This window comes from Pseudomonas sp. Van50, from assembly GCF_055390755.1.
Window position 1 is genome coordinate 6,909,516 of sequence record NZ_AP024343.1, and the last position, 19,143, is coordinate 6,928,658.

Annotated in this window: 14 protein-coding genes and 1 pseudogene; 2 read left to right on the forward strand and 13 right to left on the reverse strand. The window is 59.7% G+C overall.

The annotated features are described in order from the left end of the window. Positions 1 to 6: 6 nt before the first annotated feature. Positions 7 to 1,023, forward strand: coding sequence for a hypothetical protein (locus ACZ5M5_RS30070; protein WP_464738354.1), 1,017 nt, complete (start codon positions 7 to 9; stop codon positions 1,021 to 1,023). A gap of 183 nt (positions 1,024 to 1,206) precedes the next feature. After that, the gene (locus ACZ5M5_RS30075; protein ID WP_464738355.1) at positions 1,207 to 2,412 is read left to right on the forward strand and encodes a hypothetical protein; all 1,206 of its coding nucleotides are present in this window, start codon (positions 1,207 to 1,209) and stop codon (positions 2,410 to 2,412) included. 528 nt (positions 2,413 to 2,940) lie between these two features. Here ACZ5M5_RS30075 and ACZ5M5_RS30080 read toward each other — a convergent pair. From ACZ5M5_RS30080 to tssE, 13 genes and pseudogenes are all read right to left on the reverse strand, one after another. Next, positions 2,941 to 3,873, reverse strand: coding sequence for a serine/threonine-protein kinase (locus ACZ5M5_RS30080; protein WP_464738356.1), 933 nt, complete (start codon positions 3,871 to 3,873; stop codon positions 2,941 to 2,943). Continuing rightward, a complete protein-coding gene (locus ACZ5M5_RS30085; RefSeq protein ID WP_464738357.1) occupies positions 3,870 to 4,598 on the reverse strand; it encodes a PP2C family protein-serine/threonine phosphatase in 729 nt (242 codons plus the stop codon). The genes ACZ5M5_RS30080 and ACZ5M5_RS30085 overlap by 4 nt, the downstream gene beginning before the upstream one ends. Continuing rightward, a pseudogene (tssM, locus tag ACZ5M5_RS30090) lies at positions 4,595 to 8,067 on the reverse strand (type VI secretion system membrane subunit TssM). Before tssM ends, ACZ5M5_RS30085 begins: the two are co-directional and overlap by 4 nt. Positions 8,068 to 8,080: 13 nt before the next feature. Continuing rightward, on the reverse strand, positions 8,081 to 8,944 hold the full coding sequence (gene icmH, locus ACZ5M5_RS30095) for a type IVB secretion system protein IcmH/DotU (protein ID WP_464738358.1): 864 nt from the start codon (positions 8,942 to 8,944) through the stop codon (positions 8,081 to 8,083). A 5-nt stretch (positions 8,945 to 8,949) separates the two neighbouring features. Next, a complete protein-coding gene (gene tssK, locus ACZ5M5_RS30100; RefSeq protein ID WP_464738359.1) occupies positions 8,950 to 10,281 on the reverse strand; it encodes a type VI secretion system baseplate subunit TssK in 1,332 nt (443 codons plus the stop codon). Next, the gene (gene tssJ / locus ACZ5M5_RS30105) at positions 10,278 to 10,781 is read right to left on the reverse strand and encodes a type VI secretion system lipoprotein TssJ (protein WP_464738360.1); all 504 of its coding nucleotides are present in this window, start codon (positions 10,779 to 10,781) and stop codon (positions 10,278 to 10,280) included. Before tssJ ends, tssK begins: the two co-directional genes overlap by 4 nt. Before the next feature lie 5 nt (positions 10,782 to 10,786). Then, entirely contained in the window at positions 10,787 to 11,620 is an 834-nt protein-coding gene (tagH, locus tag ACZ5M5_RS30110) for a type VI secretion system-associated FHA domain protein TagH (protein WP_464738361.1), read from the reverse strand. 20 nt (positions 11,621 to 11,640) lie between these two features. After that, complete coding sequence (locus ACZ5M5_RS30115; protein WP_060739999.1) at positions 11,641 to 11,781, reverse strand: hypothetical protein; 141 nt, start codon at positions 11,779 to 11,781, stop codon at positions 11,641 to 11,643. 62 nt (positions 11,782 to 11,843) lie between these two features. Then, a complete protein-coding gene (locus ACZ5M5_RS30120; RefSeq protein ID WP_103309070.1) occupies positions 11,844 to 13,361 on the reverse strand; it encodes a sigma-54 interaction domain-containing protein in 1,518 nt (505 codons plus the stop codon). 10 nt (positions 13,362 to 13,371) lie between these two features. Continuing rightward, positions 13,372 to 15,957 (reverse strand): type VI secretion system ATPase TssH, encoded by a 2,586-nt coding sequence (gene tssH / locus ACZ5M5_RS30125; protein ID WP_464738362.1) that lies wholly within the window; start codon positions 15,955 to 15,957, stop codon positions 13,372 to 13,374. Between the two features lie 11 nt (positions 15,958 to 15,968). Beyond that, positions 15,969 to 16,973, reverse strand: coding sequence for a type VI secretion system baseplate subunit TssG (gene tssG, locus ACZ5M5_RS30130; RefSeq protein ID WP_464738363.1), 1,005 nt, complete (start codon positions 16,971 to 16,973; stop codon positions 15,969 to 15,971). Then, positions 16,937 to 18,724, reverse strand: a complete 1,788-nt coding sequence (tssF, locus tag ACZ5M5_RS30135) for a type VI secretion system baseplate subunit TssF (RefSeq protein WP_060739995.1) — start codon at positions 18,722 to 18,724, stop codon at positions 16,937 to 16,939. Before tssF ends, tssG begins: the two co-directional genes overlap by 37 nt. Beyond that, positions 18,724 to 19,137, reverse strand: coding sequence for a type VI secretion system baseplate subunit TssE (tssE, locus tag ACZ5M5_RS30140; RefSeq protein WP_060739994.1), 414 nt, complete (start codon positions 19,135 to 19,137; stop codon positions 18,724 to 18,726). The genes tssF and tssE overlap by 1 nt, the downstream gene beginning before the upstream one ends. Between the last annotated feature and the right edge of the window lie 6 nt (positions 19,138 to 19,143).

Sequence of the window (19,143 nt, forward strand, 5' to 3'; positions counted from 1 at the left end):
CGCCAGATGGACATATTCGATCTTCTCTCCTACAAGCTTGAAAATTTCCTCAACGTCCGGCCGTATCCGAAGGCGTTGGGTGCTGTTTTTTACGAAGAAGACGAGCCTGCGCTGCTGACCGCTGTCGCCAGAAAACGCAATGGCGCGCCCTTCAGCGTTAGCCGCTGGCATGATTTGTTTTCCGTCAGCGCTTTCGAAAAAGCCATGTTGAAGAACGGCTTCACAGAACCCGACTGCTACGCCCTCCTGCTGGTCCTGTCGCGTTTTGGCTACCTGCTTGAAATCGACAACCGTCAACGAACCAACAAGCAGTACTTTATTTTCTTCTACCTGATCCAACTGATCAGCTTGAAGAACAGCGCCCTGGATGCGGACACGCACCTGAGGAACTACATGCTCAGGTTTCTGCTTTTCGAATTGAGCATTGATGACGAGGCTTATCGCCGGTTCAGCATCGAAGGTAATCAACTGATGATGGCGACCGACGGGCTGGGGTCCGTGGCTTTTCTGGATGTGATTGATCGGGTCTACAAAACGATCAAGGCCGACAGCAGGAAAGAGCATGAACTGCTCAGGACGTTGAAGACCTTTCAAACAGGCACCGTCAGATTACTCACCGAGCCCGACGAGACTCATTACCGCTTCGCGATCAATGATCGCCACAGCGAGCTTATGTACCCCGATGTATTTCTGCTCACGTACGCTCAGGACCCGAAAAAAATATTTGATGCGTTGATCGATGCGGTCAATCCGCTTCAGTCAACGGCAAACCTGTTCGTCTCCAATATGGTTGTGATGAATTACGCCTTTCACATCCTGAAAGACAAACCTCGCGACGTTCTAAAACTGAAAAAACACGTCCGTGATGAAGCGTTGTTCGGCCAATTGCTGGAGGTGATCATCCGGCGTCGGATGGGGGTCGACAAAGCGCTGTTCGAAAAAATTCCCACAGGGCAGGATCTTGCCTTGATCAACGATGAGCACACCGCGTTCTACAACATCTTGTACAGCCACGCAGGCTAAGCACAAATCCCCGTGGCGAGGGAGCTTGCTCCCGCTGGGTGGCGAAGCCGCCCCCGCTTGCCGAAAAAAAAAATGCGCTTTGGCTTGGTCTCCCAACATTCTTTTGCTCGGCTCAGTCGCGGACATCGACTCCATGAGCTATACCAGAGTGCCATCATCGCCAAGCAAAGGGAGCCATGCGCCATGAAGGGGACCTTATTAGCTTTCATCATTATGTCTATCGCCGGCTGCGCCAACCTGAACAGCATCTACCGAACTTTTGATGTTTCTCGTGGGGAAAGCTCCCTGAGCGATATTCGACAGAGAGCCATACTGGTAGCCCCCAATGAGAACGTAACCAGAAAATACGACCCCACCGGAAAGCTCGTTTCGGAGGAGCACAAAAAGAACGGGGTGTTTGTCTGTGCAGAACCCAGCCCCGATGCAATGGCCTCCCTTGCTTATGAGTTGGCGGCAAAAGGGGGGTATCCAGGTAAGGCAAGCGGTGAATTGGCTTTCGCCATGCAGGATGGAGCCGCATTCACAGGCATACGCACACAAAGCATCCAGTTGCTCCGTGATTTCGGCTATCGCTTGTGTGAGAGCTACATGTCTGGCGCGATAAGCGCCGCTCAATATGACCTTCTCATGAGGCGCTTCCAAAAAAATACAGTGGCCCTTTTGGCGATTGAGCAACTGACAGGAACGGTGAAGGCCCCTCCAATAGCCCTCACGACCAGTGGGCGGGCCGAAGCGACAAAATCACTTTCCGAACAAAGAGCAGAGAGAGAAAAGGTCAGCGATAGAATTTCTGCCCTGGAAACAGAGAAGACGGCCGTAGACAAAAAAATCAGTGACGCAAAAAAAGCGGACGCCAAGGCTGATACGTCGGAAATGGATCAAACCGCATCGGACCTGGCGGAAAAAATCAAAAACCTGAAAGACGATAGAACCGTTATCGACAGCGCAATAGCCGATACAAAAGGCGTCATTGCAGACGGGGAAATAAAGGTAAAAATAGAAACCACTGGCATGGGTAGCCAACGATCAGACGCCCACATACAACAAATAGCAAAAACAGTCGAAGGGATTGTGAATAACGTTGTGCTTGCCGATGATGAACAGCAATTGTGCATGTCGGCTCTTTTATTGCCAGACCCGAATGAGGGCCAGAAAAAATTCTCGGCTTGGTGCGTCAAAATATTGGAAACCCAGGCTGAAGCCCGGGATGCCTCGCTGAAAAACGCAAAACTCCAGATGGAACAAGAACAAGCAATTTTGCGAAGCGGAGCCAGTCCAAAAGAAAAAGAAAAGGCAAGTAATAAGCTTGCCGATCTCCAAGATACATTTGATGGTGCTGGGAAGGGCATAAGGCAATACAACGTAACCAGACCTTCCGTTGATAAATAATGCAATTAAAGAACGCCGCGTATCCATCGTTATTTACCGGCGTAGACGGAGAAACTATGAAGCGTCGGGACAGCACTGTCTCGACGCTTCTTTATTGATCGCGCTTAGCTGTTCCAGAAAAGTTAATTCATTGCTGGCAAACTGAGTACTGGATAACGCCGACCCACGATAGCCGCAACACCACCAACCCTGTGGCGAGGGAGCTTGCTCCCGCTGGGCGGCGAAGCCGCCCCAAAACAGGCTGACGCATTTCTCCGGAAAAACCGCATCAGCCGGTTTACGTCGGCTGCGCCACCCAGCGGGAGCGATCTCTGGCCACGGATCGCGTACACCCTCAGATCGAGAAGGGCCGGACTTAGGTGTGTAATGTACTGCCGCCTTCGCGAGCAAGCTCGCTCCCACAGGGGATTTGCGTGAACGCAATGCCTATGAACAACTGGGAAAAAACTGTGGGAGCGAGCTTGCTCGCGATGACGACGGCACCTTCAACATCACCGGGTCAGACAAGCTCACTCCCACAGGGGAATGTCACCACCAAGACGAAACATCACTCAAGGCATCACACAACTGAGCCGCACCAATACGCCGCTGCCCCGGATCAAGCGCCAACGCCATTCGCAGCGCCGGCCAGCAACGCCTGGGCAGGTGGCGCGGTGCCTTGAGCCCGCGCTCCAACCGGGCATCGCGAGCCTCGGTGGCGGGTAACCGTCGGAACGGGTGTTGGCCGCTCGCCAGTTCATACAGCACGCAAGCCACACCATAGACATCGGCACCCGCTGACAGGCGTGCACCTTCAAGCAATTCAGGTGCCGCGTAACCTGGCGTCCAAGCGTTGAGGCGCTCACGGTTCAGGTTCGGCAGGTGCTGCGAGGGGCCTTCCTCGGCCAGGCCCAAGCCAAAATCGAACAGACGCAGGCCTTCCTCGCTCAACATGACGTTGCTCGGCTTCATGTCTCCGTGCAGCACGCCACGGCTGTGGGCGTACGCCAAAGCATCGAGCAGCGGCACGGCGATCGCCTTCAGTTCAGGCCAAGGCAGCCCCAGGGGCCGTTCGCAAAGCAGCTGGTCCAGGGTCAAGCCGCGCATCAGCTCCATGGTGATGAACGCTCGCCGTTGGCCGGCATCCACCTCGAAGGTGTACGGACGCAAAATATTCGGGTGGTGCAATCGCCGCGTCAGGGCAAACTCGCTGTAGAGCAACGCACTCCCATCGGCTGACTCATCGAATGCCTCACTGAGCATCTTCAGCGCAAGGTACGGATCGGGATCGGCGTATTGTTCGTGCAACAGGTCCCGCGCACGGTAAACCACGCCCATTCCGCCGGCCCCAAGCAAGCGTTCGAGGCGATAGCGCCCTGCGAGTATGTCCGGTACTTCGCTGGCGCTACGCGGGTTGGATTTCACAACGGGTGCCGCGTTGGCGAAGGCGAAATACGTGGGATGACCAGCCTCTTCATTCACGGTCGGATCACTACGGCCGTCAGGTTATCCCGCGCCGGGCCACGCAAGACGTCATCGAAAAGCTGCTCCAACACCCTAGGTGGCGATGCCAGGCCCAAGGCATTGCCAAGGGCTTGCGCACCAAGGCCTTGGTACAGACCGTCACTGCACAGCAAAAATGTGTCGCCCGGGTGAACATCCAGCTCCAGCACCTCCAACGTCAGTTCTGCTGCGGCGCCCACCGCGCGCGTCAATGCCTTGGCCGCAGGATGGGCACCGGCTTCATCGCGGCTGATGTGTTGCGTGTCGATCAGTTGCTGTTGCAGTGAGTGATCCTTGGTCAATTGGTACAACCGACGACCGCGCCACAGGTAACAACGGCTGTCGCCCGCCCAGATGCAGACCCCACGGTTCCCTTCCAGCAACAGCGCCACCACCGTGCTGCCGGTAATGCCGGGATGATCTTCGGTGACGGTAAGCTCCTGGCTCAACCGGCGGTTGGTCCAGCGCAGGCATTGGCGCACCGCTTTCGAACGTTCATCCAAGTCTTGGTACAAGGGCAGTGCCGCCAGGTTGGCAACGATCAACTGGCTGGCGATGTCGCCGCCCGAATGGCCGCCCATGCCATCGGCGACCGCCCACACTCCCTGTCGCGGGCAGTCGAGAAAGGCGTCCTCGTTACGTGCCCGGGTCTTGCCAGGGTCCGTGCGCGCGGCGCTGCGCCAGGGGCCGGGCTCCTGTTTCAAAGCTGCACCGGCAGGCGAAATGTGCGCAGCACGCTCATGTCGAAAGGGTTCGGCGTGCGCTGGCTCGTCAGTAAGTAATTGGCGCGCAGGCCACCCAGGTCCGCCTTCAATACACGGACATCGCGCCCGGTCAGGTATTCGCTCTGCATCAGGTCGAACAAACGAAACAGCGACCACGGCCCGGTATTCTTCTCAATGCCGACGCCACGACCGATCATTTTATCCAGCACCAGGGCGGTCCGACCGTTCTGCGCGTCGGTTGGCCAGGTAAATGCCACCGGCAGGATCGGACCGTGGCGGTACTCAAGCGTCTGGTCGCCAAAGCGGAATTCAGCACGGCTCACCGCCGGATCCAGGGTGTACGGTTCAAGCTTGAACTGCACTTGCGGCTCGGTCGGGTTTTCGGCGAAAAAGCTCCGGCGGATGGTATGCGCTGTCGCCATCTGATCAAGATAGACCCGAGACATCGGCAAGCTCTGGCCGTCGATACTACGCAAGCGATAGTGTCCCGCAGGGCCACTGACGAAGGGCTGCATGTAATGTTCGAAGAATCGATCGACGATGCCCTGCTCCTTGAAAAACTCCCGGAAGTCGTTGAGCGCGACGTCGCTGGCACTGTGGGCGCTGAACGGATACCGCTTGTTGATCGCCTTGCCGTAAAAACTGTACAGCTCGCTTTGATAACGCTGGTTCAGGTAGCGGTACGAGTCGTTGAGCACCAAGCGCCAGCTATCCTCGGCCAGCACGTTGAACCATGCCTTGACCGGACGCGGAAGCCGAGCAGAAGCGTCGCGCAGGCTGCTCAGCGCATCGCGCTGCCCGCCCATGCGGTGCCTGGCCAGTTCGAACGCCGCTTGTTCCGGTGCACTGGCCCGAGCCAGGTTCGCCAGTTGCAATTGCACCTCATCAAGGGCCCGCAAGGCCTGGAGCAGATCAGCCGTGGGGCCGCCATCCCTATCCAGAAGACGATGCAGCGGTTCGAAACGCCGTCGCAGGGATTTTTGCGCGGTGTCCGGCAGATGCTCGGTCAGAGACGCAGCGGTTTTCCCAGCTACGGCGACGAGCTTTGTCACGGCTTGTCCACCCTTCCCGACCGCTGGCGCCAGATCGTCGAGCTGCTCGGCCCCCCCTGGAGTCGAGTGTTCTCGCGCACTTGTACCAGCAGCCGCAGAATCGGCGAATGTGCCGAGGTCAGGCCCGCGAGTTGCTCGGCGCCCTCACCCGGATGGCTGATGGTTTGCAGGCCGACCTGACCGACGGCTTCGCTCCAGTGGTCGGCATAATCACGAAAATACAGCTGTTCCAGTTCGACCATCAGGCGCCGCATGTCCATGCCGCTGAGGCCATCGCCTTCACCCAATACCCAGTTGTCCCGCAGCAATTCGGTGACCAGGGCCACGCCCTGGACCGAAAAGTAGCGTTCGTAACCCTGGCGGGTGTAGAAACCGGGGATCATACGGTCGGTGCCAACCAGCAGCGCACCTTGTGAACCCAGGTGTCGGCTGAGTCGGTAGAGCGGCAGATGATTGGCCTGTTCGTGCAGCATCCTGTACACCACGGCGGCCAAGGACTCACGGCGAAGCGCCTCCCGAGCCTGGGCCACCAGCGGCTCGTTGAGCTCATGGATGAAGGGCAGCTCCAACAGGCGCGCGAAGTGGGCATTCAAGCGCTCTTGTCGCGCCGTGTTGCCGGGGTAACGAAGCGATTCGTCGTTGGCCACCCGATCCTTGAGCCAGGCGATATCGCGACGCTCTTTGAGGCCCAGCATCAAGTACGCACGCAGGCTGTTGAGCAGTTGCTCGCGGTCAGCCCGGCTGTTGCGGACATGTTCTTCCAGCCTCTGCGCAATCTTCGGTAGCAGTTGCGCCTGAAGCTCACGCTCGTAAGCGTCGATCACCGCAGCCTTGATCGCTTCCCCCTGATACAAGCCGACACGCTCATGCAACGGCACCGCACTGTAGGGTGGGAAAACCCGAGTGGCCTCCAAACGCGTATCCAGTGATTCAAGCAGCGCGCTCCAGTCATCAGCGTTCATCTGGGTCGATTGCTGCTGGTCCCAGCGTTGCGCCAGCGTACGCAAGCTGTCCAGGCGCTCGTGGTTGGTTGAAAAACCCTTCGCCCACAACAACCCGCACAGACCAACGACTGCCAGCGCTCCAAGGTATAGGGCCCGCTGCCTCCAATGGATACGGCGGCGTTCGCGTTGAACGAGGTCGCTCAAATCAGCTTCCGGAAAGATCACCCGGCTGAGCAAGTGATGAATGAACCGCGAGCGCCGGCCAGGTGCGGTATGGCTGACTCCCAACCCCGCGTAGCCAGGTTCGGCGGTCGGGGTTGCCGTGCGGTCCAGCGACGATGCGCAGGTCAAATAGAAACCACGCAACGTTCCGACGTTACCGCCGAACACCTGTTCGACCAGCAGGCACAGGCTGGTGCCGAGCTGGCCAAGGTGATGAGGGAAATCAAGCATACGGCTACGGCGTAGCGTGTCGCGCTCCTGATGCATGCGCATGATCATTTGGCTATTGAGCCGCTGCAGCAGCGCCTCGAACTCGGCACGTAACACGGTGATGTCACTGCCGCGTGGGTCCCGGCTGAAACTCGCCCCCAGCACCTGGTCGTTTTCCTCACGCGTCAGCGAATCAAAGAACTCATCGAAACCGGGCATGCTGTCCGCTTTGCTCAAGACCAGGTAAATCGGGACATCGATGTGCAGTCGCTGTTGCAGCTCCTGCAGGCGACCACGAATCTGACGGGCCAGCGTGGTCACTTCGTCCTCACTGCCCCGCAACAGCAACTCGGCCGGCACCGTCACCAGTACACCGCCCAACGGACGACTGCGGCGACGCTTGCGCAACAGTTCGAGCAATACGGCCCAGCCACGGCCGTCGACCTCACTGTCCGCCTGAGTCAGGTAGCGCCCGGCGGTATCGACCAGCACGGCGTGCTCGGCAAAATACCAATCGCAATACCGAGTGCCAGATGCGTCGCTGACAGGGCTGCGATCTAGCCTGTTGAGAGGAAACTCCAGGCCCGAGCACTCCAGCAGACGGGTCTTGCCGCTGGCAGGCGGGCCTATCAGCAGGTACCAGGGCAAATCGCTGCGACCGGCATAAAGGTTCGAGGACCTTGACCTGGTCAAGGCTTGCTTGAAGCGCGAGCGCACTTCGCGCCGCTCATCGTCGATCCTGGCTTGGTGCAGGGCGCGAGCCTGGTTGGGGACGTTTTGTTGGGCGTTGGTGTTGGAAGCGGCGCGCTCATTGACGAAAACCATGCCCAGGCCCCAGCCCAGCGCCAGCACGCTGGCGGTCAGCAATCGCGCCGTCGGACTCGCCCAGAACTTGTAGTCATTGACGGCCACGAATGGCCCGGCGAACCACACCAACAGCGTGACACCTAGCACCAGCAGCAGCGTCCAAACCCAGGTCTGGCGCACCCAGGCGCCGGCTTTCCTGAAAAGCAATTTCATGACACGTCCCTGTTTACGGCAGCGGCTGAGCAGCGACCGGTTCTGACAGTTGATAAGGTTGCAATACGCTTTTGCGTTGCTCGTCCAATACCCAGGCGAAACTCGCATACATCACCCCCAGGCAGGCCAGCGTGAACACCGCCACCGTCCAGGTCGGGACAATGCGCACCGGACGACGTCGCGCACCGTCGAAGCCTTCCCAGTGAGGCGACAGTTCACGCGGGGTGTCGCCGCGGGTCTGGAGAATCAGCCGATACAGGGCGTCGCGCAGGCTTTCGAGTTCGAGCATCCCGCGGGTCTGAATCCGGTATTTACCCTCGAAACCCAGGGACAGGCACAGGTACAGCAACTCAAGCATCGGCAAGTGCTTGATGGGGCTCTTTGACAAGCGCTCGAGCAATTGAAAGACTTTCTCGCCGCCGAAGGTTTCATTGTGGAAGGTGCTGAGCAGGCTTATCTGTGACCAACCACCTCCGTGGCCCCACGGCGTGGTGACAATCGCCTCATCGATCACCGTGCACAGCACGTAACGCGCGGCGATCAGCTGACTGTTTTCAACACCGCCCTGCAAGGCACAGGCTTCGAACTGCTCCAGGCCCCGCTTCAGCTCACCTTTAAGGGCGTGCAGGTCCTCGCGTTCGCGACCGTGCTTGAGCTGCACCATGTGCGACAGCAATCCGGACGCCGCCGCCACCAGCGGATTGAGGCTGACCGTGAATATCTGTGGCTGCGGCAGGTGCGCGGCGTAGATCATTCGCTCTTGCAACTGTTCGAAACGCGGTGGCGCGGCAGCGTCGGTCAAGGGCCCTGAAGCAGGGCGTTGTCCATGGTGGTCGAGCAGGACCGTTTTTTCGTCCTGAGGACTTTCCTTATCCATTTGGTTCAGTTCCTGATGGCCCAGAAATTCAGTTCAAGCTCGGCGAAATCACCGCTGACATGGAACGCAAAACCTGCAGAGCGCTTCAGTTGCGCCAGGTCTTCGGCGTTGGGCTCGAGAATGAAATAGGTTTTGTTGGCATGGAATGCAATCTGCCGAGGGGCCACGGGCAAAGGCCTGATCTTGATGCCGGGCAGATGCAGGTTGACCAACTGGCGGATGCGCTCCACCGAACCGACCTTGAGGTGCGCAGGCAATCGATGGCGCAGTTCTTCGCCGTCACAGTGGGCACTTGCCGCCAGTACGAATGAAGCGGTGTCCAGCAGTGACAGATCCTGCACCGGCGAGACAATGATTCCGTATTGGCGCCGCTGCAGTTGCAGCTCGATAGCGTGTTGCTCGAGCACCATCGATAGAACCTGGCGGATCGCTTGCATCAGGGTTCGAAAACACGCGCCTTGGTCACTGTGCCGGTAGCGGTTGTTGAGCGGCGGGCGCTTGCTGTCACTGGAGAACGTTGCCAAGTCACCCAGCAAGGCCAGCAGCGCTCGGTAAAGTTTTTCGGGGTGCACCTGCTCCAGGTCCAGGTAATGACGCAGCATCAGTTCGCTGCGGTTGATCAGTTGCAGCATCATGAAATCGCCGACTTGCGCACCACCGGCCTTGCCATTGAAGCGGACTCGCTCGGCCAGGCTATCGCCCCGATGGGCAAGCATGCCGATGATCTCCTTGAGGCACGCCAGCAAATAATGAGAGGAGCGGGCCTGGATGAAGGTCGGCACAAAGTTCGGATCCAGCCTGATGACGCCATCGGCCGTGGTATCGAGCACCTCGCAGAGTTTGAGCTTCACAAACGCATGGTCACTCTGCTGTTCGCCCAACAGCAGGCGCAGGTCCGGGCGGCCGCAACTGATCTGGCTTGCACCGGCATCCCCGGCGTTGGAGTCGGTCACTTGCGCGTCGTAGAGGGTGTAGCGTGCCAATACATCAGACTGTTCCGGACGACGGGACTCGATGTGATTGCCGGTCACCAATGGCAGCGCGAGGTAGATCGGTGTGTTGCGGGTATTGGATGGTACTTCCAAGGCCAGCGGCTCGGCGTTGCCGCCCAACTCGAACAGACTGCCGTCCGGCAGGACCCCACTGGCCTGGCTGACCACCAGTTGCCCCATGTTGAGGAATTGCAGATCGATATCCAGCGCCAGGAATCCCCAGGCGTAGCTGGCCAGCAACCGAGTGCGAACCTTCAACTGGTGGTCGAAGTAGCGATCGTTGTGTTGCAGATGTTGTGGGCGCAACAGCATGCCTTCCTGCCAGATGACCTTATCGTGATTCATCGGTCATCCACCTTGGCCAGCCGCTCAAGCGTGTTGGCGATCCCATTTTCGTCGAGTGTCAGGTTCGCTTCAGTCAACTGCGTTGCCGCCACCGGCAGTGTGTAGCGCCAGCGAGCGTGTGGCAGGTCACGGTACGCCACGAGTACGCCCACGTAACGGCCATCCCCGCTGATAGCGAGCCTGAGCTCGACGGTTTCGCCTGGGCGCAGTTCCAGCTCCTCGCTGGAAACCAGATCAGGGGCCAGTGTTTCCCTCGCGCGCTCATAGAGGCTGAAGAAATCTGCGTTTTCATAAGCCACGGGGTGCTTGAGTTCGAACAACCGCACCACCACGGGCGATGGTCGTCCATTGAGGTCGGGGTTGAGTCGATCACTGGCCGTCAGGGTGAGGTTGAGCTTGGTCATCGTCGAAAAGGGCGACAACGCGGAGCAACCGGCCAGCAGCAGGGTCGTGGCGAACGCCGGCAAAATCTTGGATAAGTGCATCGTGCAGTGCGGCATGGACATCATCCGTGGTGGTCGATTTGCAGGCCGGCAATCAAGCGAACCCGTTCTTCATAGGTCTGGGCCTGACGCCATTCGCTGTTCAATTCCGAGCGAGTACGCAGGCTCTGTTGCAAAGCCTGGATGCTTTGCTTGAGCAGCAGCGCGGCGTTGATCGCCAGGGCTTCGCGGGCCTCGCCATCCAGGCTGTCGAGATCCATGCCCAGGGCAGTACCGAAGCGCTGCCAAAAGCCTTCGAGAGGGTGATCAATAACGTCGGCGGACGGGCCCGGTTCAAGGGGGGCTTCGACCAGCTCCGGCCAGGGCAGGTTTTCCATGTCGATACGCGCATAATCCGGCCGCCCAAGGGCATCCGGCGGCACGACAGCGGGATTTATTAGTTCATCGACGTCCAAAACGGCCCGCTCCTGCTGATCCAGCGCCTTCAGCGGGTCGAGTTCCAGAAAGGCGTCATCCGGAATGAGGCTGTCGACCGGCATCGAACGGCTCGCTTCGGCAAGCTGGCCCGCCGGCCTGGAGACCAGCCGTGCGAGGACCTCGAAATCGCCCATGATGTAGGCATCTCCGTCCTGTATCCGTACCGGCTCGCCCTTGGGCAGACGCGCGCCGCTTTGGCGATGAGTCGTACCGTTGCCACTGGTGTCGGTCAGGAAAAACACACCGTCACGGAAACTGACCTGCGCATGACGCTTGGACAGCAGGCGCTCGCGGTCATGGATGACCCAGTGGCAGCCCTCGCCCCGCCCAATCACGCCGCCGGCCGGCCCAAAGGTCTTTTGGCACAGCCGTGACGGGACGAACTGGTTGGCGTTCAGCATTTCGAAAACAAGTTCCATCTATCAAAGGCTCCTTGGGATCACTTGCCGCGATTAACCGCCTGTGGATCACCCAAAGGGCGATAACCACTGTCGTTGAATGTGTAATTGGCGTTGCAACCGCCCAGGGTGAGTGACACGAGAACCATCAACAGGACTGCTCGCCAGGAAAAGACAGGCATCGAAAAGTCTCCAGGAATGAAAGGGTCGGGCTGGAACGGCTGCGAATAGGGCGAGGACAGGGTCAATCATTGAAATCACTGCGCTGGACGTTCAGACGCGCAAGGCGATAAATCAATGTGCGCAGCGGCAGGCCGAGTTCGCTGGCGGCGCGGGTCTTGTTACCCGAATGCTCGCGCAGGCAATCGATCAACAAACCTCGTTCGATCTGTTCCATTCGCTCACGCAGATTGATGCGGCCGCGCTCGGAAGGGGGCTCGATGTGCAGCGCAAAATGCTCGATGAGCAGTTCGCCGCTCTCGCACAGGAGCACTGCCCTTTCCACGACACTCTTGAGTTCACGGACGTTGCCCGGGAAACCGTAGGCAGCCAGGTGATCGAGCGCTGCCTCTGACCAACGCACCGGATCACGCTGCAGGAGCGCGCAAGCCTTCTCGGCAAAATGCCGCGCCAGTTCAATGATGTCGCCATCGCGCTGACACAACGCCGGTAACTGGATCGGAAATTGTGCCAGGCGGTAATACAGGTCTTCGCGGAACTTGCCCTCCTCCATCAACTGCTTAAGGTCGCGGTGAGTGGCGGCAACGATGCGCACGTCGACGTGATGAGTGTCGTTGGACCCCAACGGACGAATTTCGCCTTCCTGCAACACGCGTAGCAACTTGGCTTGCAGGGACAGCGGCATGTCGCCAATTTCATCGAGCAACAGCGTGCCACCGTTGGCCGCGTCGAACAGCCCGGCACGGTCCCGATCGGCACCGGTGAACGCGCCCTTGCGATAGCCGAACAGCTCGCTTTCCAGCAGATTCTCGGGAACCGCCGCACAGTTCTGCACGATAAACGCCTTGGATCGACGCGGGCCATGGTCATGGAGGGCCCGGGCCACCACCTCCTTGCCGGTGCCGGTCTCACCCCGCAGCAAGACGGTATAGGGGCTGTGCAGCACTTTACTGATCAATGAGCACGTCTTGCGCATCGCCACGCTCTTGCCGATCAGGCCATAGCTGATGCCACTCGGCAGGCTTGAGGTAACGGATACGGGCTCGTCGACAGGACGCTGCAGGCGCTGCAGCAGATGCATCTGGCCAAGGGCAAAAGCCCCGAGCTGTCCTAGGGATTCAGCAACCCCATGCAGGTCGAGATGCTGATCGCTGGCACACAGCAGTAGGCCTCCGACACGACCCTGCGGGTCGACCAGGGGTACACACAGCAGTGACTGCCAGGGTGTGGCCCGGGCTGGCAGGAAGCGGGTTTCGTGCACGCTGTCGCCCAACGCGCCAAGACACACCACACGGTTCTGGCCCAGGGAAAACTGCAGCAATTGCTCAGCGCGATAATCGGAAGGCAGGCTTTGCGGGTCACGAAACTGCAACTGGCCTTCCAGGCATTCGGTGTTCATTTCCAGGCGGGTACCGGTGGCATCGAGCACGTACAACTGCACCAGCTCACAGCCGCTGAGCCGCGCCACGCCCTGAAGGAAATCCCCCACCAACACCGCACCGTCCGCCAAACGCGAGAGGCTGAAGAACTGCGCCAAGAGTGCTTCGGCATAGTCCAGCGGCTGCGAGAGCGTCTTGAACATGGCGCCCACCTCAGGAGAACTCGCACGCGACGCTGGCTTCACCCTCGAGCACCGCGTGTACATGCCGTAGCGGTTCGCCACCGGCCATGGCCGCGAGCAAGCGGTCGGCCACCAGCGGCATCAGGTGCTGGTCGAGCAGTTGGTCAATCAGCCGCGCACCACGGTCATTGCGACTGCAGCGCTCGACCAGATGGCTCACCAGATGCCCGCAATAACTGAAGCCCAACTGCCGACGACGCAACCGCTCGCCCAGGCGGTCGAGTTTGATTTCCACCAGCTCACGCAACACCGGCCCGCTGACCGGGTAATACGGGACCACGCACATACGGGCCAGCAGCGCTGGCTTGAAATGCTCGCTGAGGATCGGGCGAATGGATTCTTCGAGGCGCTCGGCACTCGGTTGTGCGCCGTTTTCGCACAGTGCGTCAATACGTTCACTGCCCAGGTTCGACGTCATCAGAATCAGGGTGTTGCGAAAATCAATCTCCCGCCCTTCCCCATCGTTGGCCAGGCCCTTGTCGAAGATCTGGTAGAACAGGTTCAACACATCGGGATCGGCTTTTTCGACCTCATCGAGCAACACCACGCTATAGGGCTTTTGCCGCACGGCTTCGGTAAGCATGCCACCTTCGCCAAAACCGACGTAGCCCGGCGGCGCGCCGATCAGCCGGGAAACGGTGTGTTTCTCCTGAAACTCGGCCATGTTGATCGTGGTGATGAAACGCTCACCGCCATAGAGCAGGTCGGCGAGGGCATGTGCCGTTTCGGTCTTGCCGACGCCACTGGGGCCTACCAACAGAAATACGCCCACCGGGACATCGGGTTTGTTCAAGCCTGCGGCGGCGGCGCGCATCGCACGATCAAGGGCCTGCACAGCCGGTTCCTGTCCACGAATACGCGCACGCAGGTCCGTGGCGAAACTGGCGACTTTCAGATTGTGCTCGCGTGCCAATTGCGCCAGCGGTACACCGGTCCATGCGTTGATCACCTCGGCTATCAGTCGTGGGCAAACTTCGAAACTGACCAGGCGCTCCTGGGTTTGCGCAGCCACCAGCGAGCCGTATGTTTGCTCCACCGCCGCTTCCAGGGCTTCAATACTGAGGTCTTGATCGACCGCGCTTTCCCGTGCCCTGGCCAATTGCTGACGCAGCGACAGCAAACGCTCCGCGAGGATACGTTGCTCGGTCCATTGGATTTCCAGCGTTTGGCACTCGTCTTCGATGGCCGCCAGACCTGCCTCCAACGTTTCCAGCGCCTGAAGATCAATGGATAGGCCCGCCTCGGCATCACGCCGCAGCGCCCGGCGTTGGCACTCGCCTTCCGCCAGCTCGCCGCGCAATCGCTCCAGGCTTTGCGGGGCAGTGGCCAGGCTGATACGCACGCGAGCGCAGGCGGTGTCGAGCACGTCCACGGCCTTGTCCGGCAACTGACGACCGGCCAGGTAGCAGGCCGATAATTGCGCCGCCGCGACCACCGCATCATCACGCAGGTAGATGCCGTGGCTGTTTTCGTAGATACGGGCCAGGCCACGCAGGATGGTCACCGCTCCACCGACGGTCGGCTCGTGCAATTGCACCGGTTGGAAACGACGGGCCAGGGCCGAGTCTTTTTCAAAGTATTTTTTATACTCGGTCCAGGTGGTGGCCGCGATCGTACGCAGCTCGCCCCGGGCCAAGGCTGGCTTGAGCAGGTTCGCCGCATCGGCGCCCCCGGCGTTGTTACCCCCGCCGATCAAGGTATGGGCCTCGTCGATGAACAGGATGATGGATTTGGACGAAGCCTTGACCTCGTCGACCACCCCTTTGAGACGACGCTCGAATTCCCCTTTGATGCTGGCACCGGCCTGCAGCAGTCCCATATCCAGCGAAAGCAGTTCAACGCCCTCAAGCGCTGGGGGTACGTTCCCGGCGACGATGCGCAACGCCAACCCCTCGACGATGGCGGTCTTGCCCACCCCTGCTTCACCGACCACGATTGGATTGTTTTTGCGGCGACGAACGAGAATATCGATCATCTGCCTGATTTCGTCATCGCGACACAGCACCGGGTCGAGTTGGCCTTCGCGGGCCTGTCGGGTCAGGTCATGGGTAAAGCGCGCCAGCAGGGAGTCGTCCGGCGTGGTGGGCTGGTCGGCAACCGGTTGAGCCTGTTGCGACAAGGCGAACGCTTTCAGCCGATCGACATTCAGTCGGGTCAGCAGCGCCAGGTAAGCACTCCCGGCGTAGCGGAGCGGATTGCGCAGCAACGCCAGGATCAACGCGGCTTGTCCGACCTGGCCGCGGCCGAGTTCGAGATTGGCCACCAGCAGCGCATCCTGCAACCACTGCACCAGTTCCGGGGCAAATACCGGGTTGCGCGAAGCACTGTGCCCCATCCGCGGTTGCAGGGCCGCGCCCAGTTCGCCGGCACTGACCTGGGCATCCTGCAAGGCACGCGCGAGCAGCCCCTGCGGACGCTCCAACAAGCCCAGCATCAAGTCCTCCACCAGGACCTTGTCTGCGCCACGGGCCACGCATTGCTCGGCCGCGCGCTCCAGATCACGCCTGGTTTCGGCGTCCAACGCCTGGATCAATTGTTGAAGGTCTACGTTGATCATGTCATCCATTCCTAATGAATTTTGCTGCCAAGGGTCACCATCCCATCGGCGCGCTCGTGTCCCAGCCAACTGGTCCATCCCAGGCGGCAGGTGTTCTGTTCACCGATGCACAGCTGACGAATCTCCTGCTGGCGCAGGACCAGGCGAATGTCATATTCAAGGGGATCACGCAGGGTGAATCGCACCAGCGAGCACAACGGCTGGTAACCGCTTCCGATGGGCAAGAATTCGTGGAAACGCTGCCAGTCCAGCTCGCAGACATGGATCCGGAACTTGCCGCTGCGGTCGCGCACCCGCTCGCCGAGCACCAGGTCCTGGCTGAGCAGGCTATTGGCGCTTCCCAGGCGATTGCGCTGTTCCTCAAGGATGTCCACATGCCGCTCGATGCACTGTTCGAGGTTCAGTTCGGCGTGCTTGAAGTAATAACGCAGTACGGCTTCGATCAGCGCCGCCGAATGGGCACGCAGGCTCAGCAAGCCCAGGTATGGCAGCAGACGTTTCCAGTTCAGTTGGCTGGCCTTGCGAATCTCTTCGCCCCCCAAACCGATCAACGCGTACAACTGTTCGGAAAACGGATCTCGGGCACCGCTCTGAAAACTTGCGCAGTAACGGTACTTGCGCCAGATCGGCAACATCAGCCGTTGGAGACGATGGTGAAAGACGTCGAGGAAGTCCCGTGTCGGGTTGTCCTTTTCATCCCCCAGGGCCTGCTCACCATAGAACGCCGGCAGCGGCGACCCCGCCCCCACCAGTCCGATCAGGTTCAAGCACAGACGCGCCCGCACCTGGCCGTGTTCTTCGAAAAACTCCACGCGATCAATGTCGCTGGCCGGGAACCCCAGGCTTGGATTGGCCTGGAATTCCAACTGGTCGTACAGCGCGTCATCATCCAGGCCAGGGTGAGCCTCGCGTAGCCGATCAATGACCAGCAACACAGCCTGGAATAACGAGTACTCGCGTATTCCTCGTGTCAGCACGCTCAGAGAAGCGGCTGTTGGCCCATGCGGGGTGTCCATTGGTACACCTCTCCCTGTGTGCTGTTCACCCGCAGCTCGTGGTACGAATTGAGGCTGGCATACAACGCGAAGAACTCGTTGAGGACCGAGGCGAAGACGAACAGGTCGCCCTCGCCGATGTAACCCTGCGGGTCGACGATCAGTTCGGTGCGCAAGCCACGCACCGGCAAGCCCCGGTGCAGGCGGTCGACGTGTTGGTGCCGGATCGACTTGAGCCCCTCCAGCAAACGCTTGCTGACTTTCTCTGCCTGCTCGTCGTGGTAACGCGGAAAATCGTAACTTTCGAGAATCACCTTGAGCGCATTGACGTCTGCCAGTGACAGGTAGTTGAGCGACATGTTGCTGATCAGCTTCCAGAGGAAGTCGTGATTGAGTGGCGGCGCGAAGCTTGGCGTGACGGGGCCGATGTTGCGGAAACTCAGCCCCTCGGGGCTTTTTTCGCCGGGTTGGTCGATGTCACCCGGCTTGAGCTGGCGCGGCAGGTTCCGGTTGGTGCACATCAACTCGATGGACAGGGTTTCATGCGGGTGAGTGTGTCGGACACCAAAGCCCAGGCAAGTGTCCAGACCGCCGTGCAACAACGAAGGTCGCTGACGAACGCTGTAGTAGGGGCGGCTGTGGGGCACATCGAAGCTTGAATCGTGCTCGAAAGACTCGAACGGCACATAAGCCTGATAACCCAGGCCTCCGGGGCTCCAGCCAGTGACGCTTTCGACCGAAAACACGCCGCAGTGCGCCTGGTCGTAATCGGCCGGCAACAGCAGGTACTCATCCTGTTTGCCGTCCAGGCGGATCGGCTGGGCGTCATGCTTGAACAGATTGACGATCGGCGTGCAGTACAGCTTTATGTTATCCAGCGTCGGGCGCATCCGCTGGATACCACTTTTGCCAATATCGAAGCGCAGCTCCAGGCCACGTATCTGTTCGATGTTGCCGTGCGGCAGGGCGTTGATCACGTCCAGGCCATCGATGTCGACGAACAGGAACTTGTCCTGGAAAGCGAAATATTCTTGCAGGTAGCGATAGCCGCGAAAGGTATTCAGAGGATACGGGACCAGCGCTTCCTCTTCGGCAAACCCTACCGGCTGAACACGGTCGGCGGGGAGCCTGAATGTCATTGGACTGCCATCCGCAGCCCGCAGGGCCACACCAGTGCCGTCCAGCGGGATCAGCTCGATAACCTCGAGATTACGTAACAGGCTGAGATAGAGCATCTGGCTGATGTAGCGCTCGCCGGTCAAGTGCAGGCGCAAACGGCTCAGTTGCAGCTCGCCTAAATGACCGTCGCAACACATCTCCAGATGCAGGCTCAACAGCGACCCCTCCCCTTTCACGGAGTAACTCAACCGAGTCAGATCAAGCGCCAGGACTTGCGTGGGGTAACACGTCAGGAAACGACAACGCACCTGCTGGACAGGCTTGCTTTCGACCGGCGTATCGCGCTCGACCCGCAGCGCCGGGCCGGATCGCTGCAGCGGATCGAACTGTAAAATGCCGAAGGCTGGCAATGGCCGCATGTAGTTCGGCCACAACAGCTGCATCAGCGAATGGCTCAGCTCCGGCAACTGGTCATCGAGCTTCTGGCGCAGTCGCCCGGTCAGAAATGCAAACCCCTCCAGCAGCCGTTCTACATCCGGATCCCGTCCGGCCTGTCCCAGGAAGGGAGCCAACGCCGGGTTACGCTCGGCGAAACGTCGACCCAGTTGGCGGAGCGCCGTCAGCTCGCTCTGGTAGTAATGATTGAACGACATCAGGGGCTATCCTTGACCTTGACCTGACCGCTGCCGTCCAGGCACGCGGAAAAACTGACCTGCCGCTTGATCCCCTCCACATCCAGCAAGGCGTCGATGCGCAAGGACAGGCGAAGCTGATCGGCGTTACTCGGCATTGAAACGACACAGACATTGCGCAGACGTGGCTCGTAGGCCTTGATAAAGGTCTCGATCGCCATGCGGGCCTGGCTCCTCGCGTCGTGCAGGCTCAAGCGCATGTCATTGAGGTCCGGCAGCCCGTAATCCACGAGCGTCTGCACGCTACCCGCCCGGGTGCTGAGCATCTTGGCCAGATGCGCAGCCACGGATGTGACGATGCAGACCTCGCGGCTCAAACCCGCGCGCTTTTTGGAATCACCGGCCAGGCGCTCGAAAAGGCTGCCGTAAGTCATGGGTGC